This window comes from Mycolicibacterium wolinskyi str. Jessa 2025 (assembly GCF_049241375.1).
In the GTDB taxonomy this organism is placed as follows: domain Bacteria; phylum Actinomycetota; class Actinomycetes; order Mycobacteriales; family Mycobacteriaceae; genus Mycobacterium; species Mycobacterium wolinskyi.
The window spans coordinates 2,580,829-2,606,992 of record NZ_CP185960.1 but is presented as its reverse complement, the minus strand read 5'-3'; the positions used below and the strand labels follow the sequence as shown (position 1 = coordinate 2,606,992).

The following is a 26,164-nucleotide window of genomic DNA, read 5'->3' as shown; positions in this document are numbered from 1 at the left end:
CCGATTGAAGGAGACACACTGATGGCCTGGTTCCTCGCCATGGAAGGCCCCGCCAACAAGGCCGTGCTGTACCAACTCCAGGAATCGGTCGACACCGACAAGCTGGCCGAGGAGATGTTGAGCTCGGCGACCCTGGACCGCGCCGTCGCGGTGCCCGCGGTGTTGCAGAACAACAAGCAGCAGGTGACGGTGTACGTCCGCCCGGCGGCGTGGGGCGTGTGGACCTTCTACCAGCTGACCGAGGAGGAGCGGAAGGCGCTCGCGTCGGCGACCAATCCGCTCGTGGAGGCGCTGGCTCAAGCCGCGCGCCAGAAGCAGAACCGGCCGCAGTCCTAGTCACCCGCGATGTCACCCCCGATGTGCCAGCCGCGGGCGCGCACGTACTGGCGATACAGCCGGGCGTAGACACCCGCGGATTCCATCAGCTGCGTCGGTGACCCGGTCTCGACGACGCGTCCTCCGTCGAGCGCGACGACCTGATCGGCCGCCTCGAGGGTGGCGGGGCGGTGCGCGATGACGATCATCGTGCGGTGCGGGTCGGCTGCCAGTTCGGCGATGGCCGCACCGATGGCCGCTTCGTTCTCGGGATCGAGAGCCGATGCGGCCTCGTCGACGAGCACGATGCGCGCCTGCTTGAGGAAGGCGCGTGCGATCGATACGCGTTGACGCTCCCCGCCGGACAACTGGGCACCGCCCTCGCCGACCCGGGTCTCCCAACCGTTGGGCAGCCGGTCGATGACCTCGTCGAGCGCGGCGGCGCGCGCCGCGGCATGCAACTCGGCAGCGGTCGCGTCGGGCCGGGCCAGTCGCAGGTTCTCCTCGATCGTGGTGTCGAACAGGTAGACGTCCTGGAACACGATCGCGATCTCGCGCAGGAGCGCGGTGTGGTCGTAATCGCGGACATCGATGCCGCCGACGCGTACCGACCCGGTGTCGGTGTCGAACAACCGGGCGATCAGCCGCAGCACGGTCGTCTTCCCCGACCCCGACGGGCCGACGAGCGCCGTCGTGGAGCCGGCCGGACAGCAGAACGACACGTCGCTGAGCGCAGCGTTGCCGCCGTATCCGAAACCGACACCGCACAATTCGATGCCGACGTCGTACACGACGCGGCGCGGCCGAGGCGACTGCGGCAGTGGATCGAGGCGCAGGAAATCATCGACCGTGGCGACGAGATAGTCGAGCGCACCGATGCCGCTCACGTGACCGCCGAGCGCGCCCAGCGGTTCGGTGAACCGCACCGCGAGGATCAACAGCGCGACGGCGTCGACGACCTGCAGTGAGCCGTCGAGCAGGAATGTCGCGGTCAGTGCGAGCGTGGCGACGAAACCGGCGGCCACGACCCAGGTGTAGAGCTGGTCGGGCCACAACAGCCGGTTCAGGCCCCTGGCATAGCGTCGGCGGTGTTCGTCGAGCGCGTCGCGCATCTGCACGGTGCCGGTGCGCCCGCGGCCCGCCGCCCGGATGACCGACTGAGCCTGCCCGTATTCGACTGCCCGCCCGGCGATTTCATTCCCGGCGGCTTCGATGTCGGCGACCACGCCGAGCGTGCTGCGGCGGCAGTTTCGCGCCGCGAGCAACGCGGCGGGCAGCGTCAGTGCCAGCACCAGCCCGAGCCGCCAGTCGACCACCAGTGTGACCGCGGCGATCGTCACCGACACGCTGATGCAGTTCACCGCGGGCCCGGCCACCACGACGCTGACGTGCCCGACCTCGCCGGCCACCGACGTGGCAGTCCGCACGAACCGGCCCTTGTTGTCGCCGCTGAACCAGCCCATCGGCAACAAATTGAGGTGTTCGATGAGCCTGCCGCGCAACTGCGCGGTGGTCTCCCCCGCAGCGACGAATCCGACCGTCATCGTCCGCACATTGAGCCACCAGTAGATCAGCACGCCGGCTCCCGCCACGCCCAACCATGGTGCGGCTGCGGCGAAATCGGGCTGCGGTGCCAGCAGGGCGCGCAGGATCGGAACCAGCGCCCCGAGCAGAAGTCCCTGCACGACACCGAGTACCGCCTGCAGCGCCGCGACGTGCAACAGCGGACGGGGATCGGTCACGATGGTCAGTAGCCGGCGGATCATGCCGCCACCCCCTGCTGTGCGCGCCACAATCTGGCGTAGAGCCCGTCGCGGGCGAGTAGTGCGGCGTGGGTGCCGGTCTCGGCGATACGGCCACCGTCGAGGACGACGATCTGATCGGCGCCGACGACGGTGTGCAGGCGGTGGGCGATCACGATGACGGTCTTGCCGACGATGAGTTCGGCGAGCGCGTCGTGCACGGCGACTTCGCTGTCCGGGTCGAGTGCCGCCGTCGCCTCATCGAGCACCACGATCGGTGAACGCGCCAGGATGGCCCGTGCGATCGTCAGCCGCTGCCGCTCGCCACCCGAGAGTCCGCCGCCGTCAGACTGATTCAGCACGGTGTCGTAGCCCTGTGGCAACCGCTCGATGACATCGTGGATCTGCGCGGCCTTCGCCGCCGCGCGTATCTCGGCGTCGGTGGCCGTGGGCCTGCCCAACCGGATGTTCTCGGCGACCGTGTCGCGGACGAGCACCACGTCCTGGAACACCAGCGACACCGTCGACAGCAGTGCCGTCGAGGACATGTCGCGGATGTCGACCCCGCCGATCCGGATGGCGCCGGACGTGACGTCGTAGAACCTGGGCACGAGCGTCGCCACGGTGGTCTTGCCCGCCCCGGACGGTCCGACGAGCGCGGTGACCGTGCCGGGGCGGCAGGTCATGGTGATGTCGCGCACGGCGTCGGTGGTGCCGTCGTAGGAGAAGGCGACATGGTCGAACTCCACACCGAACTCGTTGGGGCTCTTGGGCATCTGCGGCTCGGGCAGTGCGGGTATCGAGAGCAGCCGTTCGATGTTGCCCGCGGCCACGCGAGCACTGCGAAGCGCTATCGACCCGTGGATGAATTCGGACAACGGCGCGGCGAGTCCCACCCCGACGACGAGGAACGGGATCAGGTCTGCCATCGCGAGCCCGCCCGCGCGAACGAACATCAACCCGCCGACTGTCACGACCGCGAGCACCGTCACCTCCGCCGCGAGGATGTGGCTGGCCGCGGTGCTGTAGCGAACCTCGGCGACCCAGGCGCGGAAGGCGTCGCGATAGTCGCGGACCGCCCGCGTGAATCTCTCCAATGCCGTTGTGGCACCGAATGTTTTGGCCACGGCGATACCGTCGGCGTATTCCACTGTCGCGCCGCTGATCCGGGTCTCGGCCGCGATCAGCTTCTGGGTGTGTTCCGGCATCGACCGCATCGCCAGCCGGTAGGTCAGGAAGGCGATCACCGGCACCGCGACCGTGACCGCCGTCATCGGCGCGTCCACCGATATGAGATAGCCGATCGCGACGAGCGTGACGGTGACCGCGCCGACGAGCTCGCCGAGGGCGTGCGCGAACAGCACATGCATGGCTTCGAGGTCGACGGTCATGACCTTCTTCATCTGGCCCGAGCCCGAGGACCGGAACCAGCCCAGCGGAACGATGCCGAGGCGGTCGACGAGGCGCTTGCGGAGGTGGTGCAGCATCCTGGCGTCGGCGTGGTGGCCGATATGGGAGGCCAGGCCGAGGCAGACCAGGCGTACCGCGGCGCCCGCCGCTCCCAGACCGATCCACAGCCATACGTGGCCCTCCGAGCCGGCCAGCGCGCGCCGGGCGATCTCCGCGATCGCGATATACGGAAGCAGGCCCGCCGCCGCGGCGACGGCGGCCAGCACGGCACACGCGATCAGGTTGACATGCACCGGGCGCAGCATGTCGGCGGCGCCGCGGTAGGTGATGGGTAGTGCGGGAGGTGGGGCAACCTCGGGCATACTCGGCGTCCTCTCATAGGGAAGGCTGCCCTAAGTCTTGAAGTTGAAGTCGACTTCATGTCAACTGCTCCGCATGGACGAAAACCGACGTGGCGCGCACGTACAGATCGGTGAGGCCGCCGCCCTCTACGGGCTGGCACCGTCGGCACTGCGCTGGTGGGAAAAACAGGGCGTATTGCCCGAGCCGGACCAGAACGGAGGCAGGCGCACGTACAACGAAGCCGACCTGCGCCGGATCGGGCTGGCGTATCTGTGCGCGGTCACCGGACGGATGCCGCTGGACCAGGCCGCGATCGTGACGTCCGGCGATACACAGAACGGCGAATGGCTGGAGGCGGTGCGGGGCCACATCAAGCGGCTCGACGAGCAGTGTGCGCGACTACAGGCTGCGCGCGACTACCTGACGCATCTGCTGCTGTGCACGTCGGACGATCCGACAACGGATTGTCCATACCTGGATGAGGAGCTGGTGAAACACACCCCGCGGGGGCGGTTCGCCGAGGCGGACCTGATCGATGCCGCCCGGCGATCTCGTACCTTGCTCCCCCGGCTGGACTCGAACCAGCAACCCTTCGGTTAACAGCCGAATGCTCTGCCAATTGAGCTACAGGGGACTGCCTTTCCGCGGATCTCCTCCGCGGCCGAGCGTTGACTCTAGCGTACTGACCGCCACCGCCGCCAATGCGATCCCACACGGGCGAGTCGAGGCGTCGGTGAGGCAGGATGGACACACACAACTGTCGTCTGGGAGGAACGCTGTGATCCGCTATGCCGCCGTGATCGCCGTCGGCTACGTGCTCGGCGCGAAGGCCGGCCGCCGTCGCTACGAGCAGATCGCCAGCACCTATCGTGCGGTCACGTCCAACCCTGCGACGCGAGCCGTCATCGACGCCGGGCGGCGCCAGATCGCGCGGCGCGTGTCGCCCGACCCGGAGTTCGTGACGATGACCCCCATAGACGCAGAAACGTCGGTGCTCTCCGTGGAGAACACCGACGATTCGGTGAAGGTCAAGCGCGGCTGGTGAGCGCTAGCCGATGCTCTGATTGATCGTCGTGCCGGGAAGCAGCGGGCCGGTGCTCAGGCCCGGGTTACCGCTGCCGGGCGCGCCGATGGAGACCGGCGGGATGCCGCCGACCGCGGGCTGACCGTTGGAGTACGACAGGCACTTGCCGTCTTCTTTGTTGCCGAACCAGGCCAGGCAGGCCGGGGCGGCAGTGACGTCGGACTGCGGGGTCGTGGCGGCGAGGAAGGCCGGGGCGGCCACTGCGGCTGCCGCGAAAGCCCCGACTGCGACGAAGCGCCGCGTCCGGTTGCTGAACTGTGTCACCAGGTTGCCTTTCTCAGCTCGTCCATAGATCGGCTCCACCCTATCGTGATGTGAGCTCTCACGCAGTGAGGTCGTCGCCGCTCGCTTGTTCCAGCAGGCTGCGGCGGTAGGACTCCATCGCGACGAGGTCACCGAACAGGGCGTGATATTCGTCTCCCTGCTCGACCGGCGACATCCGTTGCAACTTGGACTTCACCTCGGCGATCTGGCGGCCCACCCAGACCTCCTGCAGGCGGGCCAGCACGCTGCCGATGTAGCGCGGGAGCTTCTCGTCGTCTTCGACGTTGATCGCCTCCACGCCGAGCTCGTTGACGAGGCTGGCGGCCGCCGGAGACGACGTCTGCTCGCGCACCGCTTCGATCCACTGCGCCCCGGACGCGCCCGACGCCGTGCCACCTGCCGCCTCCATGGCGGTGCGTACGGCGGCGTAGCCGGGATGCGTGAAGCTCTCCACGGTCAGCGAATCGAACACCGGGCCGGCCAGCGCCGGATACTGCAGGCCCGCCTTGAGCGCCTCCCGCTGCGGCCACAGCGTGGGATCGCTCGGGTCGGGCCGCTGCACCGGGGGCGCCTTGGGTCGGGCCTGCGGCTCGGCACCGGCACGACGGCCGTCGCGGCGGCCACCGCTGGCTTCCTCACGCACGCGCCCGATCACCTGCGCCACGTCGTCCCAGCCGACCCAGCCGGCGAGCTGGCGGGCGTACTCGTCGCGCAGGGTCGGGTCTTTGATCCGGGCCGCCATCGGCACACACCGGCGCAGCGCGGCCACGCGGCCTTCGGCACTGTCGAGGTCGTGTTCGGCGAGCGCGCTGCGAATCACGAACTCGAACAACGGTGTTCGGCGGGCCACCAGATCCCGCAGCGCGCCGTCACCGGAACGCAACCGCAGATCGCACGGGTCCATGCCGTCCGCCGCGACCGCCACGAACGACTGCCCGGCCAGGTTCTGCTCCCCCTCGAATGCCTTGACCGCAGCGGCCCGCCCGGCGGCGTCGCCGTCGAACACGTAGATCAGTTCACCGCGAAAGAAGTTGTCGTCCATCATGAGTCGCCGCAACATCGACAGGTGCTGGTCGCCGAACGCGGTCCCGCACGAGGCCACCGCCGTGGTCACCCCGGCCAGATGCATGGCCATCACGTCGGTGTAGCCCTCGACGACCACGGCCTGATGGCCCTTGGCGATATCGCGCTTGGCGCGGTCCAGCCCGAACAGCACCTGAGACTTCTTGTACAGCACGGTCTCCGGCGTGTTGACGTATTTGGCCTGGTTCTGGTCGTCGTCGAACAACCGGCGCGCGCCGAAGCCGATGGTCTCACCCGACGACACCCGGATGGGCCACAGCAACCGGCGGTGGAACCGGTCCATCGGGCCGCGCTTGCCCTCGCGGCTCAGCCCGGCCGCTTCGAGCTCCTTGAACTCAAAACCTTTGCGCAGCAGGTGCTTTGTCAGCTTGTCCCAACCCGACGGCGCGAACCCGCAGCCGAACTGGGCGGCCGCAGCGGCATCGAAATTGCGTTCGGTCAGGTACTTGCGGGCCTCGGCGGCCTCGTCGGACTGCAGCGCCTCGGCGTAGAACTCCTGCGCGGCGGCATTGGCGGCCAGCAAGCGGCTGCGGCTGCCCCGGTCGCGCTGCACGTTCGTGGTCGACGCGCCGGTGTAGGTGACGGTGTAGCCGACCCGGTCCGCCAGGAGCTCGACTGCCTCGACGAAGCTGACGTGTTCGATCTTCTGGACGAACGCGTAGACGTCACCGCCCTCGCCACAACCGAAGCAGTGGAAGTGGCCGTGGTTGGGCCGGACGTGGAACGACGGCGATTTCTCGTCATGGAAGGGGCACAGGCCCTTCATCGAGTCGGCCCCGGCACGCCGCAACTGGACGTAATCGCCCACGACATCCTCGATGCGGACTTTGTCACGGATGGCCGCGATATCGCGATCAGGAATCCGGCCGGCCACCGGCCTAGTCTATGCGTGCCGGAAACTCCGGTTGAACGGGTTTGCCCGCGGCGGGGAGGGACGCAGATGAGCTTCGGCGGATACGGCGGGCCCCCGCCACCACACACCTTTTCGGCGCCGCCACCCGCGGCACCGGTCAATCCACTGTCGACGCTGTCGATCGTGTTCGGCTTCGTGTTCGCCCCGGTCGGCGCCGTACTCGGCCACCTCGCGCTGACACAGATCAAGACACGTCGCGAGCGGGGTCGCGGGCGGGCGGTGGCCGGACTGACCATTTCCTACTGCGTGATCGTTGCCGCAGTCGTCGCGGTGGTGGTGTGGGCGGTGCTACCCGGCAAGTCGGACGACCCGGCGACGTCGGAGACGTCCGCGGCCGAGAGCGACAAGTCGGCCAAGCAGCTGCTGCTGACCGGGAGCGAGCTCGGTGAATTGCTCGGCGAGACGTTCGAACCCGTCCCCCAAGACGCCGTCGAGGGCGGCATCGACGACATGGCCGAGACCTCGAAGCTCTCAGGCCGGTGCCGAACCGTACGACTGCATCGGTCCTGTCGTGGTGGCCGAGCGGAGTGGTTACGCCGACGCCGATGTGCAGGACTTCGCGCGTCAGGTCTGGCGCGGCTCCGACGGGGTGGTCAGGAAGGTCGACGAGGCCGTCATCGAACTGTCGACGCCCGAGGATGCTCAGGCGGTTTTCGATGAGATCAAGGCGACGTGGCAACGCTGTGACGGCCAGACCGTCACCTATTGGGGTACCGAGATACCCGATGCCGGGCACCTGACGCACAAGATCACCGATATCCGGACCGAGGAGACGACGCTGGCCGCGACGGTGTTGTTCGGGCGCACCAAGAATGCGCAGACCAGTCCCAACGCCCGGGCCGTCACGGTCGCGGGCAGCTACCTGGTCGAGACCGAGATCTCGTTCGACGACGAGGAATCCACGGAGGCCGCCAACCCCGAGACGAGCGGTGTTGACGTGGCGTGGGCGATCGCCGACAAGATCGGCGCCTGAGGCTCTTCAGTCCAACGGCCGGGGCGAGCGAGCTTCGTGCACTCGTTCCAGCCGCCCCTCGGTGTAGGACGCGATCTGGTCGATCACTACGCGCAACCGGGCACCGTCGTCGTCGGCCGCGGTGAACTCCGGCTCGAATTGCGGGTCGAGACTGCCGGGTGCCTGCGCCCACAGGGCCAGGGCCACCTCATGGATGAGCGTCCGCTGGTCCGCCTGGATCTGCAGGTGCCGATGGTCGGACATGATGAACTGCAACGCCAGCATCTTGAGCACCGCGACCTCGGCGCGCACGAGGTTCGGCACCGCGAGATCGGTGTCGAAGCGCTTGAGCGGGCCGTCGCCGGCCGCCTCGCGGGTCTCGGCGATCGCCGCACTCGCGAACCGGCCGACGAGCTCACTCGTCAGGCGTTTGAGCGCGACCGAGGCCGCGAGCGTTCCGTCGTACTTGCCCACGCCCGCCACGACAGGCATCTCCGACAGCCGCTGCGCGGCAGCAAGCAGTTCGTCATGCGTCACGGTCGGGAAGGACTCGGCGCCCAGGCGTGCGAGCGAGTCGGCGGCGTCGGCGTCGGCGAGCACCCGCAGGTCGATGCGCCCCGAGATCACCCCGTCCTCGACGTCGTGCACGGAGTAGGCGACATCGTCGGCCCAGTCCATCACCTGCGCTTCCAGGCACGGCCGCTCAGCAGGCGCACCGTCGCGCACCCAGGCCGCGGCGTCGAGGTCGTCGTCATAGAAGCCGAACTTCTTGCGGCCACCGTAACGCTGCCACGGGTATTTCGTCACCGCGTCGAGCGCCGCCCTGGTCAGGTTCAAACCCGCCGAACGGCCATCGCCGTCAAGGACTTTCGGCTCGAGGCGGGTGAGGATCCGGAAGTTCTGCGCATTGCCCTCGAATCCGCCGAAGGCATTGGCGATCTCGTTGAGCGCACGCTCGCCGTTGTGACCGTACGGCGGGTGCCCGATGTCGTGGGCGAGCCCGGCGAGGTCGACGAGGTCGGGATCGCAGCCGAGGCCGATGGCCATACCGCGACCGATCTGCGCCACCTCAAGCGAATGGGTCAGGCGGGTCCGTGGTGTCTCGCTCTGCCGCGGTCCGACGACCTGCGTTTTGTCGGCCAGCCGCCGCAACGCGGCACTGTGCAGCACCCGCGCCCGGTCCCGCGCGAAGTCGGTGCGGTGCTCGGTATCGGTCCCCGGCAGCGCAGCACCTTTCGGCGCTTCGTCCACCAGGCGTTGCCGGTCGAAGTCGTCATAGTGGTCGTGCCTTACCGCGTTCACCGGGGCACAGTCTGCCAGGACACGCCGCCCGACCCGCGCAGCACATTAGATTGACCGTCATGCGCATCGCCCGTCTGCTCAGCATGCTGCTCGCGATCCTGATGACCGGGTTGCTCGTCGCGCCCGGCGCAACGGCCGAGCCGCCCCTGCGGCTGGCCACTCAGCTCACCGACAACGCGGGCGCGCTGTCGAGTTCCCAGCGCGCCGGCGTGCAACGTGCTCTCGACCAGCTCTACGACGACCGCCGCATCCAGCTGTGGGTCGTGTTCGTCGAGGACTTCTCCGGCCAGAACTATCTCGGCTGGGCACAGAACACCATGCAGTTGAGCGAGCTGGGTGACGACGATGCGCTGCTGGCGGTCGCCACCCGGGCGCGTTCGTTCGCATTCCAGGTCCCGGACACCCTTCCTGGCGGCAACTCCCGCGCCGAGGAGATCCGGCGCGACAACATCGAACCGGCGCTGCGACGCGACGACTGGGCGGGCGCGGCGATCGCGGCCGCCAACAATCTGAACGCCGAACCGCCCGCGCCGGAATCCGGTGTGTCGTGGCCCGCGATGCTGATCGCCCTCGGCGTGTTGCTCGTGCTCGGCGGGCTGCTGTGGTGGTGGTCGCGCCGACGCCGCGCCAAGCGCCGCAAGGCCGAATTCGAGGCCGCGAAGCGGGTGGACCCGACCGACGCCAACGCGCTTGCGACGGTGCCGCTCGAAGCGCTCGACGAGCTCTCGCGCTCGATCGTCGTCGACGTCGACAACGCCGTGCGTACCAGCGAAGCCGAACTCGAACTGGCAGTCGAAGAGTTCGGCCCCAAGCAGACCGAACCGTTCAGCACGGCCCTGGCCAACGCGAAAACGGCGCTGGCGCAAGCCTTCAACGTGCGCCAGATCCTCGACGACGACGCCCCCGAGACACCGCTGCAGCAGCGCGATCTGCTGACCCGCGTCGTGTTGTCGGCAGCCAAGGCCGATCGTGAACTCGATGCGCAGAGCCAAGCCTTCGAACAGCTGCGCGATCTCGTGATCAACGCCCCCGCACGGCTCGACACCATGACGCAACAGATGGTGGATCTGACCGCGCGAATGAACCCGTCGGCCCAGACCCTCGATGGGTTGCACAAACAGTTCGACGCCACCGCACTGAGCTCAGTCGCAGGCAACGTCGACGCAGCGAAGGAAAGGCTGGCATTCGCCGACCGCAACATCAGCACCGCCCGCAATCTGGTGGCCCGGCCCGCCGGCGATCAGACCGGGTTGGTCGATTCGGTGCGGGCGGCCGAGTCCGCGCTCGACCAGGCCCGGACCCTGCTCGACGCGGTCGACAGCGCGGCCACCGACATCAACCGGGCGCTGGCCGGGCTTCCCGCCGCGATCACCGACATCCAGGCCGGTATCGATCAAGCGAATACCCTGCTCGCACAACCAGGTACGCCGCAGACCGACAAACTCGCAGCGGCCCGTGATGCCGCGGCCAAAGCCGCTGACGACGCCAGGGCCAACGGCAACGCCGACCCGCTGGGCACCTTCACGCGGCTGACGCAGGCCGATGCCAACCTCGACCAACTGCTGGCGAGCGTGCACGAACAACGCGAAGCCGCCGAACGCCTGGCGCGGACTCTGGAGCAGGCGCTCTTCACCGCCCAGTCGCGCATCAAAGCGGTGTCGGACTTCATCGAGACCCGGCGCGGCAGCATCGGCCCGGAGGCGCGCACGAGGCTCGCCGAGGCCGGCCGGCAACTACAGGCCGCCGAGGCCAAACGGGCCAGCAACCCCAATGAGGCTGTCGCACATGCCAATGGGGCCTCGACGCTCGCCGCTCAGGCGCAGGGCCTTGCCAACGACGACGTGCGTGCAGCCCAGCGCTCCTACACCTCGCAGTACGGAGGCGGCGGGTCCGATATGGGCGCCGTGCTCGGCGGCATCATCATCGGCAACATCCTGCGCGGTGGCTTCTCCGGCGGAGGCGGGTTCGGCGGGGGCTATGGCGGAGGATTCGGCGGTGGCTTCGGCGGCGGCCGGGGCATGGGCCGCCCGACGTCCTACGGCGGGGCATCGCGCTCGTCCGGCCGCAGCTACAGCGGTGGCGGCGGCCGGTTCTGAACGCGCGTGCTCAGCAGCCCTTGAGCCGCACCGCCAAGTAGTCGGACACCTTGTCGAGTGCGACCCGCTCCTGCGTCATGGCGTCGCGCTCGCGGATGGTGACCGCATTGTCTTCGAGCGTGTCGAAATCGACTGTCACGCAGTACGGTGTGCCGATCTCGTCCTGACGGCGGTAGCGGCGGCCGATCGCACCGGCGTCGTCGAATTCGACGTTCCAGCTCTTACGCAGCTCGGCAGCGAGGTCGCGGGCCTTCGGTGACAAGTCGGCGTTGCGCGACAACGGCAGCACGGCGGCCTTGACCGGCGCCAGGCGCGGGTCGAGCTTGAGCACGGTGCGCTTGTCCACGCCGCCCTTGGCGTTGGGCGCCTCGTCCTCGGTGTAGGAGTCGACCAAAAACGCCATCAGCGAACGCGTCAGACCCGCTGCGGGCTCGATCACGTAAGGCACGTACCGGGTTTCGGTGGCCTGGTCGTAGAACGACAGGTCGACGCCGGAATGCTGTGAGTGCGTGGACAAGTCGAAGTTCGTGCGGTTGGCCACGCCCTCCAGCTCACCCCACGGGTTGCCGGCGAAACCGAACTTGTACTCGATGTCGACGGTGCGGTCGCTGTAGTGCGACAGCTTCTCCTTGGGATGCTCGTAGAGCCGCAGGTTGTCGCGGTTGATGCCGAGGTCGACGTACCAGTCCAGCCGCGTGTCGATCCAGTACTGGTGCCACTCGCCCGCCGTCGACGGCTCGACGAAGAACTCCATCTCCATCTGCTCGAACTCGCGGGTGCGGAAGATGAAGTTGCCGGGCGTGATCTCGTTGCGGAAGCTCTTGCCGATCTGGCCGATGCCGAACGGCGGCTTCTTGCGTGCGGTGGTGACCACGTTCGCGAAGTTCACGAAGATGCCCTGCGCGGTCTCGGGTCGCAGGTAGTGCAAGCCCTCCTCGGTCTCGATCGGGCCGAGGTAGGTCTTGAGCATCATGTTGAAGTCGCGGGGCTCGGTCCACTGGCCCTTCGTGCCGCAGTCCGGGCACACGATCTCGTCCATCGGCACTGAGTCCGGGTCGTCGAGACCCTTCTTCGCCGCGTACGCCTCCTGCATGTGGTCCTGCCGATGACGTTTGTGGCAGTTCAGGCACTCGACCAGCGGATCGTTGAACACCTCGACGTGGCCGGACGCGACCCACACCTGCCGCGGCAGGATGATGGCGCTGTCCAGACCGACGACGTCGTCGCGGCCGGTGACCACCGAGCGCCACCACTGGCGCTTGATGTTCTCCTTGAGTTCGACACCGAGTGGCCCGTAGTCCCATGCCGACTTGGTGCCGCCGTAGATTTCGCCCGACTGGTAGACAAGGCCACGGCGTTTCGCCAGGTTCGCAACGGTGTCGATGATGGATGCCACGGTGCAACAGCGTAGCGACCGGCGGCCTGCCACTGATAATCCGCCGCACCGGCCCGAACTGTTGACATGCATCAACGCGCATGTATTCTGGCCGCATAATGAAAACGATTTCCAGTTTGGCAGACGATCAGCACGCTGACGCGCACCAGCATCACGGCGCGCCGGCGCCCGAGCTGCCGCCGCGCGAGGTCCTCGACACCGCCGGCGAGCTGCTGCGCGCGCTGGCCGCGCCGCTGCGGATCGCGATCGTGCTGCAACTGCAGCAGTCCCAGCGCTGCGTGCACGAACTGGTCGACGCCCTCGGTGTGCCGCAACCCCTGGTGAGCCAGCACCTGCGCATCCTCAAGCAGGCCGGGGTGGTTTCCAGCGAGCGGGCCGGCCGTGAGGTGCTCTATCGGTTGGTCGACCACCACCTCGCGCACATCGTCGTCGACGCCGTCGCCCACGCCGGGGAGGACCGCCGGTGACAGGCGCGGTCCGGTCCACCCGCCAGCGTGCGGCGATTGCCGACCTTCTCAACGAGACCGACGGGTTTCGCTCCGCTCAGGAACTACATGACGAGTTGCGCCGCCGGGGCCAGGGCATCGGGCTGACCACGGTCTATCGCACCCTGCAGGCCATGGCGACCGCCGGGGTCGTCGACACCTTGCGGACCGACACCGGCGAATCCGTCTACCGGCGGTGCTCGGAACACCATCACCATCACCTGGTGTGCCGCGCGTGCGGTTCCACGGTCGAAGTGTCGGGCCCCGACGTCGAGACCTGGGCCGCCGACGTCGCCCGCGAGCACGGATTCTCCGACGTCAGCCACACGATCGAGATTTTCGGTGTGTGCGGCGAGTGCGTCGGCGCCACCTAGCCGCACGCCGCTCGATGGCAGGTGCCGGTGCGCCCGGCTATCAGCGACAATGTCGCGGAAAACGGCTCACCGGTCCCACTGGGAGCATGAGCCCCATTGGCACAATCACACGAAGCACTCCTATGTCGCTGCGCCACAGCGGCCTCAGTTGTCACCTGCCCGCATTACAGCGACTTTGTCGCTGTAATGCGGGCACGCCGAATCGCGTGACTCACGTGGCCAGCGGGCCATGAGTGGCAGTTGTTACCCACGTCGTGAGGCTGGAGCGAATGATGTTACGCACGAGGCTTTTTCCGCGACATTGTCGCGGAAAGGCGGGCCGACCGGATACACCCAGCCGCTCCTAGACCGAGCCGCCACTCCTACACCGGATCGCGCGCCAACCCGAGCACCGTGTGTCTGGTCAGCGGCGCAAGTTCGATGGCGCCGGGTGCATGCGGGTCGACCCAGGCCATCTCCTCGATCTCGGCCTGAGGCGCGGGATCGCCGTCGAGTACGACCGAATACAGCTGGGCATCCACGACGTGGCCGGGTTCGTTGGCGGCGGCCGCGGTGTAGCGGCCCAGCGCCCGAGCCGACGTCGTATCGAAGCCCGTGCCGAGTTCCTCGTAGACCTCGCGGACGAGCGCCTGCAACGGCTCTTCGCCGGGCTCGATCTTTCCGCCGGGCTGCATGAACGATGACGTGCCGCGCTTGCGGACCACGAGCACGTGATTGCGCTCGTCGAGGACCACGGCCGCGACGATGCCGATGACCGACGTCACGACGTCAGATCCCGGCGGACGTCGGCTCCGGTCGCCAGGACCATCAGGATCAGGGTGCGCAGAGCGTCGTCGGTGAGCCCGGCGGCCGGAAAGTTGTACCGCAGCATGACGTCGGCGACCTTCTTGGCCGCCCCCTTTCGCACCGCGCCCTTGGCCGTCGCGCCGTCGGTGGGCGTCTCGACAACTTTCTCCACCAGCACCACGGTGCCCAGCATGGTGCGGCTTGCGTGCGCGGCAACGCGGTCACGAATCTTGTTGTTGAGCGGCCGATCCCAGGCCAGCGGCTGGGTCAACGAGACCATCTCCAAGTCCTCGGCGATCGCGACGACCCGCACCGAAGCCACCGATCCGTCGACCGTCACGGTCAGCGCGTTGTCCTCCTCCTCGACGACGGACATCACCTCGCCGAGCACCGACGACAACCGTTGCAGGAGGCCGGGCATCACGCCCTGCCGAAGCGACGATTGCGGTTCACGTATTCCTCGCACGCCGCCCACAGATCGCGCCGGTCGTAGTCCGGCCAGAGCTTGTCCTGGAACACGAACTCGGCGTAGGCAGCCTGCCACAGCAAGAAGTTACTGGCCCGCTGCTCCCCCGAGGTGCGGATGAACAAGTCCACGTCGGGGATGTCGGGGCGGTGCAGGTGTTTGGCGAACGAGGCTTCGCTGATCCGGCTCGGGCTGATCTTGCCCGCCACCGCTTCCTCGGCGAGTGCCCTGGTGGCCTCGACGATCTCGGTGCGCCCGCCGTAATTCACGCAGTAGTTGATGGTGATGACGTCATTATCGACCGTCATCTGCTCGGCGATGTCGAACTCCTTGATGACGCTGCGCCACATCTTGGGCCGCGAGCCGACCCAGCGCATCCGCACGCCCATGTCGTTGAGATTCTCGCGGCGACGCCGCACCACCTCACGGTTGAAGCCCATCAGGAAGCGCACTTCTTCGGTGCTGCGCTTCCAGTTCTCGGTCGAGAACGCGTACACCGTCAGATGCTTGATACCGATCTCGATCGCACCGCACGTGATGTCGATGAGCACGGCCTCGCCCATCTTGTGGCCCTCGGTGCGGCCCAATCCGCGCTGCGTGGCCCAGCGGCCGTTGCCGTCCATCACCACTGCGACATGGTTGGGCACCTGATCGGCCGGGATCTGCGGAGCAGCCTCTTTGGAGGTGTGCTGGGGCGGGCGGGCGAAGCGGCCGTTGGTGCCGGCTGGGATGTCGGGGAAGATGACCGGCCAGGTCGACTTGTCCGGGAACGTCGGGTAGTCGTCAGGCGCCGGGGGCAGCTGTGGGTAGGTGGTCTTGTCCCGCTTCCCGTCCCGCTTCAAAGCCATGCGCCATATCCTGCCTGACCAGCGCTGCCCGCTGATCGGCGACCGTGCGATCGATCCGGTACACACGCTCGACCAGAGGCAATGTCCGTAACTGACGCTCCAGATGCCACTGCAGATGCGCGGCGATGAGGCCGCTGGCCTGGCTGCGGTGCCCTGGCGATGTCGTCTCGGCGTACTCCCAGTCGCCGTCGTGCAGCGCTGCCATCAGCTCGAGCACGGGCTGCGGCGGCGTGGCCGAACCGCTGGGCCGACAGTGCACACACACGCTGCCGCCCGCCGCGACGTGGAACGCCCGGTGCGGGCCGGGCGCGGCACATCGCGCGCATTCGGTCAGCGCCGGAGCCCAGCCGGCGACCCCCATGGCCCGCAACAGATACGCGTCGAGCACCAATTCGCGTTCCCGGGACCCGTCAGCAATCGCGCGCAGCGCCGAAACGGTCAGCCGATGCAACGCGGGCATCGGCGCCCGCTCCTCACCGGCGAGCCGCTCGGCGGTCTCCAGCATCGCGCACGCACTGGTGTAGCGGCCGTAGTCGCTGACGATGTCGGCCGCGAACGCGTCGATGGCCTGAACCTGGGTGACGATGTCGAGATTGCGGCCCGGATGCAGCTGCACATCGATGTGGGCAAACGGCTCCAGTCGCGCGCCGAACTTGCTGCGCGTCCGTCGCACGCCCTTGGCCACCGCGCGGACCAATCCATGGTCGCGGGTGAGCAGGGTGACGATCCGGTCGGCCTCGCCGAGCTTGTGCTGGCGCAGCACGACCGCCCGGTCACGATACAGCCGCATCGTGACAGTCTCGCATCATGGCCTGACAAGTTCCGTTATGCACCGCCGATATTCTCGAAAGTGATGGGCAAATCTACGACTTGCGACTCGGCCACCACTCCCTTCCCAACCTTGACGAACCAGCTGTATCAACTTGCCAGCGGCGCCATCACCTCTGACGAATTGGTACGCAGATCGCTGCATGCGATCACCGCAAGCCAGTCGACCCTCAACGCGTTCCGCGTCGTGCTGACCGAACAGGCACTGGCCGATGCCGCCAAGGCCGATCGCTATCGCGCGGCCGGCAAACAGCTCCCGTTGCTGGGGATCCCCATCGCGGTCAAGGACGACGTCGACATCGCGGGCGTGCCGACCCGCTACGGCACGAATGGCAACGCTCGCGTCGCGACCGCGGACGCCGAGGTGGTGCGTCGGTTGCGAGCCGCAGGCGCGGTCATCGTCGGCAAAACCAACACGTGCGAACTCGGGCAATGGCCGTTCACGAACGGGCCGGGCTTCGGCCACACCCGCAACCCATGGTCGAGCAAACACAGCCCGGGTGGCTCGTCCGGTGGAAGCGCGGCAGCCGTCGCCGCGGGTCTCGTGGCCGCGGCGATCGGTTCCGACGGCGCGGGCAGCGTTCGCATCCCGGCCGCGTGGACCCATCTGGTCGGAATCAAACCCCAGCGCGGCCGTATCTCGACCTGGCCGCTGCCCGAGGCGTTCAACGGCATCACGGTCAACGGTGTGCTGGCCCGCACGGTCACCGACGCGGCCCTCGTGCTCGACGCCGCATCCGGCAACGCCGACGGCGACCTGCACAAGCCGCCGCCGATCCAGGCTGCCGACTACGTCGGACGGGCCCCGGGCCCACTACGGGTGGCGATGTCGACGAAGTTCCCGTTCACCGGCTTCCGGGTGAAGCTGCACCCCGAGATCCGCGCCGCACTGCAGACGGTTGCCGACCAACTCGGCCACCTCGGTCACACCGTCGTCGCCAAGGACCCCAAGTACAGCGTGCGGATGTCATGGGACTTCCTGTCCCGGTCCACCGCCGGTCTGCTGGATTGGTCGTACCGGCTCGGTGACATCGAATACGACGACCGCACGGTCGCGAACATGCGCATCGGCCGGCTGCTGTCCGAGAACGTGCTGCGCAAGGCGCGCGCCCACGAAGCTCAGGTACAGCGGCGGATCGGCTGGATCTTCAACCTCGTCGACGTCGTCATCGCCCCGACGACGGCACAACCGCCGCCGCTCACCCACGAATTCGACCGGCTCGGGTGGTACGCCACCGAACGCCGCGCAATCCAGGCGTGCCCGGTGACCTGGCCGTGGAACCTCCTCGGCTGGCCGTCGATCAGCGTGCCAGCCGGGTTCACCTCGGACGGATTGCCGATCGGGGTGCAGCTCATGGGCCCGGCCAACAGCGAGCCGATGCTGATCTCCCTGGCCGCCGAGCTCGAGGCCATCACCGGCTGGGCCGCCAAACAACCCACGGTCTGGTGGAACACCCCGGAAGGCCACCGCGTGCGCGACACCAACGGCGAGACACCCGAGAATTACGACGTGTCGCAGGCGGTCGCGGCGGTCAACGCACTTCGCCAGCCGCCCGGACGGCTGGCGATGGCAAACGAGAACGAGTAGTCGACTACGCGCGCCACTCACACTCAGCGCTCCTAGCGTTCGTGCCATGGCGGCATCATCGGGATGCCCCCACGAATATGGAGGCGCGATCATGTCCATCAGCTACCCGGCTCGTTTCGCCGTCGTCGCACTCGCCGCCACTGCCGTCACCGTGCCCGCACCAGCCCAGGCCGACCCGCTCCCGTACGGGCCCGACACCTGTATCCAGGGCTATGTGTGGCGCGAGGCACGGTCGGGCGACACCGTATGCGTAACACCCGAGACCCGTTCGACGGTCGCCCAGCAGAACGCCAACCCCAAGGCACACAAAGACCCCAACGGTGCCTATGGACCCGAAAGCTGCGCTCAGGGTTACGTGTGGCGGGAAGCATTCGACGGCGACACGATCTGCGTCACCCCGGATTTCCGCCAGCAGATGTTCGACGACAACGCTGCCGCCTCGTCACGCAAACAAGCCAACGCTCCCGAGCCGACACCGCAGGCCGCCGAGTCGACCATCGTGCTCGAGGTCACCGGCTCCGGCGAGGTGTATTCGATCTGGTCGATTCCGTTCGGACAGGTCGGTGGCGATCACACCAAGATCCCGTTCTCGAAGAGCTATCCGCTCCCCGCCGACGAAGATTATGTGTCGATGAACTGGAACAGCCGTGATGACCACGCCAAGGGCTGCCGCATCACTGTCGACAACAAGGTGGTGGTCAACAACCCGGAGGGCACCGGAGGAACGTGCGTCTTCACACGTTGAATCTCAGAACCCAAGCCTGCCAAGCTGTTTGGGGTCGCGCTGCCAGTTCTTGGCGATCTTGACCCGCAGGTCGAGATAAACCTTTGTGCCCAGCAGCTTTTCGATCTGTGTACGCGCCGCGGTGCCGACCTCGCGCAGCCGGGCGCCGCCTTTCCCGATGACGATGCCCTTCTGGCTGTCGCGCTCGACATAGAGGATGGCGTGCACGTCGATGAGGTCGTCACGCCCTTCCCTGGGCTCGACCTCCTCGATCACGACCGCCAGGGAGTGCGGCAATTCGTCGCGCACGCCTTCGAGTGCGGCCTCGCGGATGAGTTCGGCCATGAGCACTTCTTCAGGTTCGTCCGTGAGCTCACCGTCGGGGTAGTACGCCGGGCCCGGAGGCAGCTGGGCGACAAGGACATCGGTGAGCACATCGAGTTGCTCGCCGGAAGTCGCCGAGACGGGGACGATCTCGGTGACGGGACCGACCAATTCGCTGACCGCCAGCAGCTGTGCTGCCACCCGGTCCTTGGGCACCTTGTCGATCTTGGTGACGATGGCGATGAACGTGGTCTTGGGCGCGACGGAACGGATCTGCTGGTAGATCCAGCGGTCGCCAGGACCGATGGCCTCGTCGGCGGGGATGCACATCCCGATGACGTCGACCTCGGAGTAGGTGTCTTTCACGAGGTCGTTGAGGCGTTGGCCGAGCAAGGTCCGGGGCCGGTGCAGGCCGGGGGTGTCGACGAGGATGATCTGGAAGTCCTCGCGGTGGACGATGCCGCGGATCGTGTGGCGCGTGGTCTGCGGACGATTCGACGTGATCGCGACCTTGGTCCCGACGAGGGCGTTCGTCAGCGTCGATTTACCCGTGTTCGGCCGGCCGACGAAACAGACGAAGCCGGAACGGAATTCGCTCATACCGGCGTGCCGGTCCGGTCCGTGACGATCACCGCGGCATCAGCCGACAGCTCACGTACCGCAGCCACACCCGCGTCGTCGGCCGATCCGCCGACCAGGACAGCCGCTTCCAGTCCCGTCGCGCCACTGGACACCGCGGCGGCCACCGCGGCCTGCAGCGCGGTCAGCTGCAGGGCGGTGAGATCGACGGGCGCGCCGGCGTACGTTCGGCCGTCTTGATCGCGCACGGCCGCTCCGGCAGCCGCTTCGGCGCGGCCCATCGCTCCGCGGGCCAGCACCACGAGCTTGGCGTCCTCGGCGTCGAGTTCAGTCATCCGGGTGATCTCCTCCTCGCGTGCGCGAATTCTCGTCAGGGGACTCCGTCGGCGAGACCAGCACGGTGTTGATTCGCACGCGGCCCCGATGATCGGGCCCGCCCTCGGCGCGCAAACGCAGTCCGTCCCAGGACACCTCGGCGCCGGGCAGCGGCACGCGCCCGAGCTCGAACGCCACAAGGCCGCCGACGGTGTCGACGTCGAGGTCCTCGTCCAAGTCCAGCCCGTACAGCTCGCCGAGATCCTCGATCGGCAGTCGCGCCGACACCCGGTACTCCCGCTCCCCCAGCTCTTCCACAGGCGCGACCTCATCGGTGTCGTATTCGTCGGCGATCTCCCCGACGATCTCTTCGAGCACATCCTCGATGGTCACCAGGCCGGCGATCGCGCCGTATTCGTCGACCAGCAGCGCCATGTGGTTGCGGTCGCGCTGCATCTCGTTGAGCAACTCATCGAGCGGCTTGGAGTCCGGCACGAACACCGCCGACCGCATGACCTGGGCGACCGTGGTGTCACGACCGCCGTTGGTCGAGTAGTAGGTCTGCTGCACAAGGTCTTTCAGATACACCACACCGACGATGTCGTCGACGTTCTCCCCGATCACCGGGATCCGCGAATGCCCGCTACGGACCGCCAGCGATGTCGCTTGGCCCGCGGTCTTGTCACTTTCGATCCACACCATCTCGGTACGCGGAACCATGACCTCGCGGGCCGGGGTGTCACCGAGTTCGAACACCGACTGGATCATCCGGCGTTCCTCGTCGGCCACGACGCCGCGCTGTTGGGCCAGATCGACGACCTCACGCAGTTCGATCTCGGACGCGAACGGGCCGTTGCGAAAACCACGGCCCGGGGTGAGCGCGTTACCGATCAACACCAGCAGCCGGCTGATCGGGGTCAGCAGCACCGAAATGGCCTGCAGCGGAAGCGCGGACACCAATGCGATGCTGTAGGCGTTCTGCCTGCCGACGGTACGGGGGCCGACGCCGATGGCCACGAAGCTCGTCACCACCATGATCGCGGCGGCGGCGAACAGGCCCCAACTGACGCCGAGATGCCCGTCGAGGAACGACGCCAGCAGCACCGTCGCACTCACTTCGCATGTGATCCGCAGCAGCACCACGAGATTGATGTAGCGCGGGCGTTCAGTGACGACTCTGCCCAGCCGCGCCGCACCCGGCCGTTCGTCCCGGGTGAGTTCTTCGATGCGCGCGATCGACACCGTGGACAACGCGGCGTCGATGGCGGCGAACAGACCGCCGAAGCCGACCAGGATGATCGCGCCGAACAGGGGTAGGAGCCCGCTCACGGCTGGTCGCCGTAGTTGAACTCACTGAAGTATCGGGACTTGTCCAACAGCTGTCGATCTTTGTCGCTCTGTCGGTCGGCATGGTAGGCCTGCACCTGATCGGCGACCCATTCCTCCAGCAGCTGACGCTGCAGGGCGAACATCTCTTTCTCCTCGTCCGGTTCGGCGTGGTCGTATCCCAGCAGATGCAGCACACCGTGCACCGTCAGCAGGGCCAATTCCTGGCCAAGGGAATGTCCGGCCTTCGCGGCCTGCTGCTCGGCGAACTCCGGGCACAGCACGATGTCACCGAGCATGGCCGGGCCGGGCTCGGGTGAATCCGGCCGCCCGCCGGGTTCGAGCTCGTCCATCGGGAAGCTCATGACGTCGGTGGGGCCGGGCAGGTCCATCCACCGCATGTGCAGGTCTGCCATCGCCGCGCTGTCGAGCAGCACCATCGACAGCTCAGCCGCGGGATGCACGTCCATCTTGGCGATGACAAACCGTGCGACACTGATCAATTCGGATTCGGAGACGTCGATCCCCGACTCGTTGGAAACCTCGATGCTCATCGTCTGGGCCGCCCGCTCGACGACCGGCGCTGGGCCCGGTTGAGCATCGCCGGCTCCTCGTGGCGCGCGTAGGCGTCGACGATCTCCGACACCAGGCGATGCCGGACCACGTCCGCGCTCGTGAGTTCGGCGAAGTGGATGTCGTCGATGCCATCGAGGATCTGCATGGCCGCCCGCAGCCCGGAGGTCGCTCCGCCGGGCAGGTCGACCTGCGTGACATCGCCCGTGACAACGACTTTCGAGCCGAACCCCAGACGCGTCAGGAACATCTTCATCTGCTCGGCGGTGGTGTTCTGCGCCTCGTCGAGAATGATGAAGGCGTCGTTGAGGGTGTTGTGCGTGAGCAGGAAATCCTCGGTGACGTACAGCGAGTCCTCGGCCGCCACACTGATACACACGGCTTCCTCGGTGCCGGCGGGTTCGATGCGGTCGATGAACCGCATCGGGCGGCCGCCACCGGTGGCGTCGTACTTCGCAACCTTGCGCGAGAGCCGGAATGGCACGACCCCTGCAGGAAGGCGGATGTCGAGGGTGTGTGCATCGGAACGGTGATGGACCTCGCGATCGCGAGCCATCCCAGGCTTGCGGCCCTCGGCTTTCCGCGTACGTGCGTACACGACGCCACCCAGCGACTCCACGATGAAGGCGACGTCGTCGCGCATCTGATCCGAAATGGTCGTGTACTGAATACGGCAGGTCCGGCCATCTTGGGTGACCGGGCCCCCATCGGTGTCGAGCAGGCCCTGCAAGACCGCGAGTCGCACGTCTGCCGAGTTGAACAGATAATCCGCGGGAATGAACTTGGCGTCGGACTTCTTGCCTGACAGGCCGAGCGCACGCATCATGCCGGTCACCGGATTCTCGATCGTGATGACCTCACCGGGCGTCGAGATCCGGTTCAGCACATAGTCGACGGCGGTCTTTTGTCGCGCCGTGATCCCTGGGATGAGTCGCTCGAGGGACTCGGCGAGTTCCGGATCATTGGTCGCGAATGTCGGCGTCGCCCGGCATGAGAAACATCCGTCGCCCAACAGCAGGCCGAGCGCATACGGATCCATAGGAACAGGTTTCGACTCGAAGACCACGGGAGCGCTCAGCAGCGGCAATTCGTATCGGTGATAGTGGGCCGCACGGAGATTGCCGATCATCTCCTTGGTCTCCAGGACCCGGGCCGGCTTTCCACGGCGTCGATCGTCGCGCGTGTAGACAGACCATAGGTGGTCACCGGAGGCCAGCGTGGATGCTCCGTCCTGCGTCTGGACTCGGTAGATTTCTTTGAAGCCTTGCGGGTAGACACCCGTGACCTCAGTCGGGCGGCCGTTCGAGCCGATCACGAAGTCCCCGACCTTCAGTTCGCCGATCGGCCGGAAGCCGCTGGGCGTCAACACCTTGGCGAACAACGGCTGCGCACGACCACGCATATACGCCAACGGCGCGACCTCGATCACCCCGGCGCTCATGAGCTTCGGGATGAGTTCGGGATCCATCATGTCGTGCAGCGCGTCGTACAGCGGGCGCAGATACGGGTCGATCTTCTCGCTCAGCGTGCCGGGCAGAAAGCCAAGGCGTTCACCGGCTTCCACCGCGGGGCGGGTGAGGATGATGCGGTTGACCTGTTTGGTCTGCAATGCGTTGACGGCCTTGGCCATCGCCAGATACGTCTTGCCGGTGCCTGCAGGTCCGATCCCGAACACGACGGTGTGGGCGTCGATCGCATCGACGTAGCGCTTCTGGTTGAGCGTCTTGGGCCGGATGGTCTTGCCACGCCGCGACAGGATGTCGAGCGTGAGCACCTCGGCAGGCGACTCCTCACCCGTGCCGGTGAGGATCGCGACGCTGTGCCGGACCGCATCCGGTGTCACCGACTGGCCGCTGGAGGCGACGGCGATGAGCTCGGCGACGACGCGCTCGGCCAGCGCAACGTCGGCCGGCTCCCCGGAGAAGGTGACTTCGTTGCCGCGCACGTGGATGTCGGCAGCCAGTAGGTTCTCGATTGCCCGCAGATTCTCGTCGGCCGAGCCAAGCAGGCCCACGATGATGTCGGGCGGAACGGTGATGCTGCTGCGGACCGATCCGGAACCGGTGGTCGACGAGTCAGCGGTCGTGTCGCGGGGCGTCACGTGGGGTTTCGTGCCTGCTTTCTGTGTTCTCGTGACGGCTCTGGTGGCCGTACTGCTGTTCGTCAGTTTACCGCTGGTCAACGACTCGGCCCAACGGTTAAGGCCGCAACGGCAAAGGGCACCCCGCACGGGGTGCCCTTTGAGCCTGCGCTGGCGGTCAGTGGCTCTGGTGAACCGTGGTGTCCACCTGCGGAACCGTCACGTGCGGGCCGATGTTGTTGACCCAGTCGTGATGGCCGACATCAGCCTGTGCGGGACCGGCCAAACCCAGAACCGCAGCGGCCAGTCCGCTGGCGATGACGGTGGCGAATCCGAACTTCTTCATGATGCTCATGCTTCTTTCGTGTCTGCGAGTGATGTTCGAGCCGTGGCGCGAATGTCGCGGTTCGGACGCGGTATCGACGCTCCGTTGTGCCGATCTATCTGGTTGAACACAAAGATCAGCGCGGTAATTCCGGTGGCAGCAATTGACCGGGTGTTGGCAGGACGTTACCGGCGACGGGCCTGGTGTTGACTTTGGCACCAGGGCTGTGGAACCGGTCGGCCGACCCGTAGTTCACGACCGTGACGTCGAAATCGGGCCCGGGACGCGCTGCTCTTCTTCGGGTCCGAGATCTTCGAGTGGCGCGACGTCCTCGCCCGCGAGCACTTTGCGCATCCGCTCCTTGTCGAGCTGTCCTTCCCAGGCCGCGACCACGAACGTGGCCACGCAGTTGCCGAGCAGGTTCACCGAAACCCGCATCGAGTCCATGATCCGGTCAGCACCGAGCAGCAGCGCCACCGCAGCGACGGGTATCGCGCCATGACCGATCGCCGCCACGGTGGCCGAGAGCGCCAAGAACGACGAGCCCGGCACGCCCGCCATGCCCTTCGAGGTAAGCATGAGCACCAGAACTGCGGTGATCTGTTCCCCCAGGCTCAGATCGACGCCAAGCGCCTGAGCCAGGAACAGCACGCAGATGGAGAGGTAGAGCGTGGCGCCGTCCAGGTTGAACGAGTAGCCCGTCGGAACCACCAGTCCCGTCGTGGTTCGCGAGCATCCCGCGTTGGTCAGCTTGGTCATGATGCGTGGCAGCACGACCTCGGTGGACGCGGTACCCAGCGCCAGGAACATCTCGTCCTTGATATAGACGAGGAACCGCCACAGGTTCACCCCGGCGAACAACCGGGCGATCACCGCGAGGATCACGATGAACAGCGCGGCAGCGGCGTAGCAGGCCGCGATCAGCTTGGCGTAGCTGCCGAGCGAGCCGATCCCGTACTGACCGATGATGTAGGCCATCGCGCCGAACGCACCCACCGGCGCGAGTCGCATGATCCAGCCGATGATCGTGAAGAAGATGTGGCTGAGGTGGTCGACGAACTCGAGGATGACCGGCGGGCCGCTCTCTCCGAACTTGGCCAGCGCCAGGCCGAACAGCACCGCGAAGAACAGCACTTGCAACAAGGCGTTTTCGGCGAACGCGGAGATCACCGAGCTGGGAATGATGTTGAGCAGAAACTCCACGGTATGGGGCAGCTCGCCGTCGTTCGTTTTCGCGGCGACGGCCTCTGCGCCGGTGGCCAGCGTCTGCGGGTCGATGCTGAAACCGGAACCGGGTTTGACGATGTTGCCCACCACAATCCCGAACAGCAACGCGAATGTCGTCACGGCCTCGAAGTAGATGAGTGCCTTCACACCGATTCGGCCGACCGACTTGAGATCTCCGACGTGCGCGATGCCGAGCACCACCGTGCAGAAGATGATCGGTGCGATCAACATCTTGATCAACTTGATGAACCCATCGGCCAGTGGCTTGAGGCTCTCGCCGAAGTCGGGCCACAGCCAGCCCACTGCGATACCCGCGACGATCGCGACGAACAACTGGATGAACAGCGACGTGTACCACGGCGGCTTGTTCGCGAGCCGGATCATCTCGCTCTGCGGCGGATCGATGGTTGTTGCCAT

At 67.0% G+C, this 26,164-nt stretch carries 25 protein-coding genes, 1 tRNA gene and 2 pseudogenes; 10 read left to right on the top strand and 18 right to left on the bottom strand.

The window, feature by feature from the left end; genetic code table 11:
• Nucleotides 1-21 precede the first annotated feature (21 nt).
• Nucleotides 22-336: a hypothetical protein gene (locus ACOI2T_RS12890; protein WP_067852086.1), complete on the top strand. Its 315-nt coding sequence runs from the start codon at nt 22-24 to the stop codon at nt 334-336.
• On the opposite strand, the gene ACOI2T_RS12885 is transcribed toward ACOI2T_RS12890, so the two are convergent.
• Together ACOI2T_RS12885 and ACOI2T_RS12880 are read right to left on the bottom strand one after the other, a co-directional pair.
• Entirely contained in the window at nt 333-2,081 is a 1,749-nt protein-coding gene (locus tag ACOI2T_RS12885; RefSeq protein ID WP_409501498.1) for an ABC transporter ATP-binding protein, read from the bottom strand. The genes ACOI2T_RS12890 and ACOI2T_RS12885 overlap by 4 nt on opposite strands.
• Nucleotides 2,078-3,829, bottom strand: coding sequence for an ABC transporter ATP-binding protein (locus tag ACOI2T_RS12880; protein ID WP_409501497.1), 1,752 nt, complete (start codon nt 3,827-3,829; stop codon nt 2,078-2,080). The genes ACOI2T_RS12885 and ACOI2T_RS12880 overlap by 4 nt, the downstream gene beginning before the upstream one ends.
• Before the next feature lie 73 nt (nt 3,830-3,902).
• Here ACOI2T_RS12880 and ACOI2T_RS12875 point away from each other — a divergent pair.
• Nucleotides 3,903-4,355, top strand: a pseudogene (locus ACOI2T_RS12875) (helix-turn-helix domain-containing protein); the annotation flags it as partial.
• 15 nt (nt 4,356-4,370) lie between these two features.
• Here ACOI2T_RS12875 and ACOI2T_RS12870 read toward each other — a convergent pair.
• Nucleotides 4,371-4,443: transfer RNA gene (locus ACOI2T_RS12870), tRNA-Asn, on the bottom strand.
• Nucleotides 4,444-4,587: 144 nt separating this feature from the next.
• Here ACOI2T_RS12870 and ACOI2T_RS12865 point away from each other — a divergent pair.
• A complete protein-coding gene (locus ACOI2T_RS12865) occupies nt 4,588-4,854 on the top strand; it encodes a hypothetical protein (RefSeq protein WP_409501496.1) in 267 nt (88 codons plus the stop codon).
• A gap of 3 nt (nt 4,855-4,857) precedes the next feature.
• Here the strand turns inward: ACOI2T_RS12865 and ACOI2T_RS12860 are convergent, their stop codons facing one another.
• Together ACOI2T_RS12860 and dnaG are read right to left on the bottom strand one after the other, a co-directional pair.
• Nucleotides 4,858-5,157, bottom strand: a complete 300-nt coding sequence (locus tag ACOI2T_RS12860; protein ID WP_067852254.1) for a DUF7155 family protein — start codon at nt 5,155-5,157, stop codon at nt 4,858-4,860.
• 58 nt (nt 5,158-5,215) lie between these two features.
• The gene (gene dnaG, locus ACOI2T_RS12855; RefSeq protein WP_067852077.1) at nt 5,216-7,114 is read right to left on the bottom strand and encodes a DNA primase; all 1,899 of its coding nucleotides are present in this window, start codon (nt 7,112-7,114) and stop codon (nt 5,216-5,218) included.
• Nucleotides 7,115-7,180: 66 nt separating this feature from the next.
• On the opposite strand from dnaG, the pseudogene ACOI2T_RS12850 reads away from it, so the two are divergent.
• Both ACOI2T_RS12850 and ACOI2T_RS12845 read left to right on the top strand, forming a co-directional pair.
• A pseudogene (locus ACOI2T_RS12850) lies at nt 7,181-7,360 on the top strand (DUF4190 domain-containing protein); the annotation flags it as partial.
• 307 nt (nt 7,361-7,667) lie between these two features.
• Nucleotides 7,668-8,126, top strand: a complete 459-nt coding sequence (locus ACOI2T_RS12845; RefSeq protein WP_421876679.1) for a sensor domain-containing protein — start codon at nt 7,668-7,670, stop codon at nt 8,124-8,126.
• A 6-nt stretch (nt 8,127-8,132) separates the two neighbouring features.
• On the opposite strand, the gene ACOI2T_RS12840 is transcribed toward ACOI2T_RS12845, so the two are convergent.
• Nucleotides 8,133-9,407, bottom strand: coding sequence for a deoxyguanosinetriphosphate triphosphohydrolase (locus ACOI2T_RS12840; protein WP_409501494.1), 1,275 nt, complete (start codon nt 9,405-9,407; stop codon nt 8,133-8,135).
• Between the two features lie 59 nt (nt 9,408-9,466).
• Here ACOI2T_RS12840 and ACOI2T_RS12835 point away from each other — a divergent pair, with 59 nt between their 5' ends.
• Nucleotides 9,467-11,503 carry a TPM domain-containing protein gene (locus ACOI2T_RS12835; protein WP_409501493.1) on the top strand — a complete coding sequence of 679 codons (2,037 nt, stop codon included), beginning with the start codon at nt 9,467-9,469 and terminating at the stop codon, nt 11,501-11,503.
• Nucleotides 11,504-11,513: 10 nt separating this feature from the next.
• On the opposite strand, the gene ACOI2T_RS12830 is transcribed toward ACOI2T_RS12835, so the two are convergent.
• Nucleotides 11,514-12,899 carry a glycine--tRNA ligase gene (locus ACOI2T_RS12830; protein WP_409501492.1) on the bottom strand — a complete coding sequence of 462 codons (1,386 nt, stop codon included), beginning with the start codon at nt 12,897-12,899 and terminating at the stop codon, nt 11,514-11,516.
• A 98-nt stretch (nt 12,900-12,997) separates the two neighbouring features.
• Here ACOI2T_RS12830 and ACOI2T_RS12825 point away from each other — a divergent pair, with 98 nt between their 5' ends.
• Nucleotides 12,998-13,366 (top strand): ArsR/SmtB family transcription factor, encoded by a 369-nt coding sequence (locus ACOI2T_RS12825; RefSeq protein ID WP_067852068.1) that lies wholly within the window; start codon nt 12,998-13,000, stop codon nt 13,364-13,366.
• A complete protein-coding gene (locus tag ACOI2T_RS12820; protein WP_067852066.1) occupies nt 13,363-13,758 on the top strand; it encodes a Fur family transcriptional regulator in 396 nt (131 codons plus the stop codon). The genes ACOI2T_RS12825 and ACOI2T_RS12820 overlap by 4 nt, the downstream gene beginning before the upstream one ends.
• 362 nt (nt 13,759-14,120) lie before the next feature.
• On the opposite strand, the gene ACOI2T_RS12815 is transcribed toward ACOI2T_RS12820, so the two are convergent.
• From ACOI2T_RS12815 to recO, 4 genes are read right to left on the bottom strand one after another with little or no spacing between them, the layout of a single operon-like run.
• Nucleotides 14,121-14,522, bottom strand: coding sequence for an NUDIX hydrolase (locus ACOI2T_RS12815; protein WP_067852064.1), 402 nt, complete (start codon nt 14,520-14,522; stop codon nt 14,121-14,123).
• Complete coding sequence (locus tag ACOI2T_RS12810) at nt 14,519-14,965, bottom strand: hypothetical protein (RefSeq protein ID WP_409501491.1); 447 nt, start codon at nt 14,963-14,965, stop codon at nt 14,519-14,521. The genes ACOI2T_RS12815 and ACOI2T_RS12810 overlap by 4 nt, the downstream gene beginning before the upstream one ends.
• On the bottom strand, nt 14,965-15,858 hold the full coding sequence (locus ACOI2T_RS12805) for a decaprenyl diphosphate synthase (protein WP_409501490.1): 894 nt from the start codon (nt 15,856-15,858) through the stop codon (nt 14,965-14,967). Before ACOI2T_RS12805 ends, ACOI2T_RS12810 begins: the two co-directional genes overlap by 1 nt.
• Entirely contained in the window at nt 15,794-16,648 is an 855-nt protein-coding gene (recO, locus tag ACOI2T_RS12800; RefSeq protein WP_067852252.1) for a DNA repair protein RecO, read from the bottom strand. The genes ACOI2T_RS12805 and recO overlap by 65 nt, the downstream gene beginning before the upstream one ends.
• A gap of 63 nt (nt 16,649-16,711) precedes the next feature.
• Between recO and ACOI2T_RS12795 the strand changes: the two genes are divergently transcribed.
• Both ACOI2T_RS12795 and ACOI2T_RS12790 read left to right on the top strand, forming a co-directional pair.
• A complete protein-coding gene (locus tag ACOI2T_RS12795) occupies nt 16,712-18,274 on the top strand; it encodes an amidase (protein ID WP_409501489.1) in 1,563 nt (520 codons plus the stop codon).
• 91 nt (nt 18,275-18,365) lie between these two features.
• Entirely contained in the window at nt 18,366-19,019 is a 654-nt protein-coding gene (locus tag ACOI2T_RS12790; protein ID WP_409501488.1) for a hypothetical protein, read from the top strand.
• 3 nt (nt 19,020-19,022) lie between these two features.
• On the opposite strand, the gene era is transcribed toward ACOI2T_RS12790, so the two are convergent.
• From era to dctA, 7 genes are all read right to left on the bottom strand, one after another.
• The gene (gene era, locus ACOI2T_RS12785) at nt 19,023-19,922 is read right to left on the bottom strand and encodes a GTPase Era (protein ID WP_409501487.1); all 900 of its coding nucleotides are present in this window, start codon (nt 19,920-19,922) and stop codon (nt 19,023-19,025) included.
• The gene (locus tag ACOI2T_RS12780) at nt 19,919-20,236 is read right to left on the bottom strand and encodes a cytidine deaminase-like protein (RefSeq protein ID WP_409501486.1); all 318 of its coding nucleotides are present in this window, start codon (nt 20,234-20,236) and stop codon (nt 19,919-19,921) included. The genes era and ACOI2T_RS12780 overlap by 4 nt, the downstream gene beginning before the upstream one ends.
• A complete protein-coding gene (locus ACOI2T_RS12775) occupies nt 20,229-21,545 on the bottom strand; it encodes a hemolysin family protein (protein ID WP_409501485.1) in 1,317 nt (438 codons plus the stop codon). The genes ACOI2T_RS12780 and ACOI2T_RS12775 overlap by 8 nt, the downstream gene beginning before the upstream one ends.
• Nucleotides 21,542-22,096 carry an rRNA maturation RNase YbeY gene (ybeY, locus tag ACOI2T_RS12770; RefSeq protein WP_409501484.1) on the bottom strand — a complete coding sequence of 185 codons (555 nt, stop codon included), beginning with the start codon at nt 22,094-22,096 and terminating at the stop codon, nt 21,542-21,544. The genes ACOI2T_RS12775 and ybeY overlap by 4 nt, the downstream gene beginning before the upstream one ends.
• The gene (locus ACOI2T_RS12765) at nt 22,093-24,216 is read right to left on the bottom strand and encodes a PhoH family protein (RefSeq protein ID WP_409501483.1); all 2,124 of its coding nucleotides are present in this window, start codon (nt 24,214-24,216) and stop codon (nt 22,093-22,095) included. The genes ybeY and ACOI2T_RS12765 overlap by 4 nt, the downstream gene beginning before the upstream one ends.
• A 157-nt stretch (nt 24,217-24,373) precedes the next feature.
• Nucleotides 24,374-24,550, bottom strand: coding sequence for a hypothetical protein (locus ACOI2T_RS12760; RefSeq protein ID WP_165766084.1), 177 nt, complete (start codon nt 24,548-24,550; stop codon nt 24,374-24,376).
• Nucleotides 24,551-24,772: 222 nt separating this feature from the next.
• Nucleotides 24,773-26,164, bottom strand: coding sequence for a C4-dicarboxylate transporter DctA (dctA, locus tag ACOI2T_RS12755; protein ID WP_409501482.1), 1,392 nt, complete (start codon nt 26,162-26,164; stop codon nt 24,773-24,775).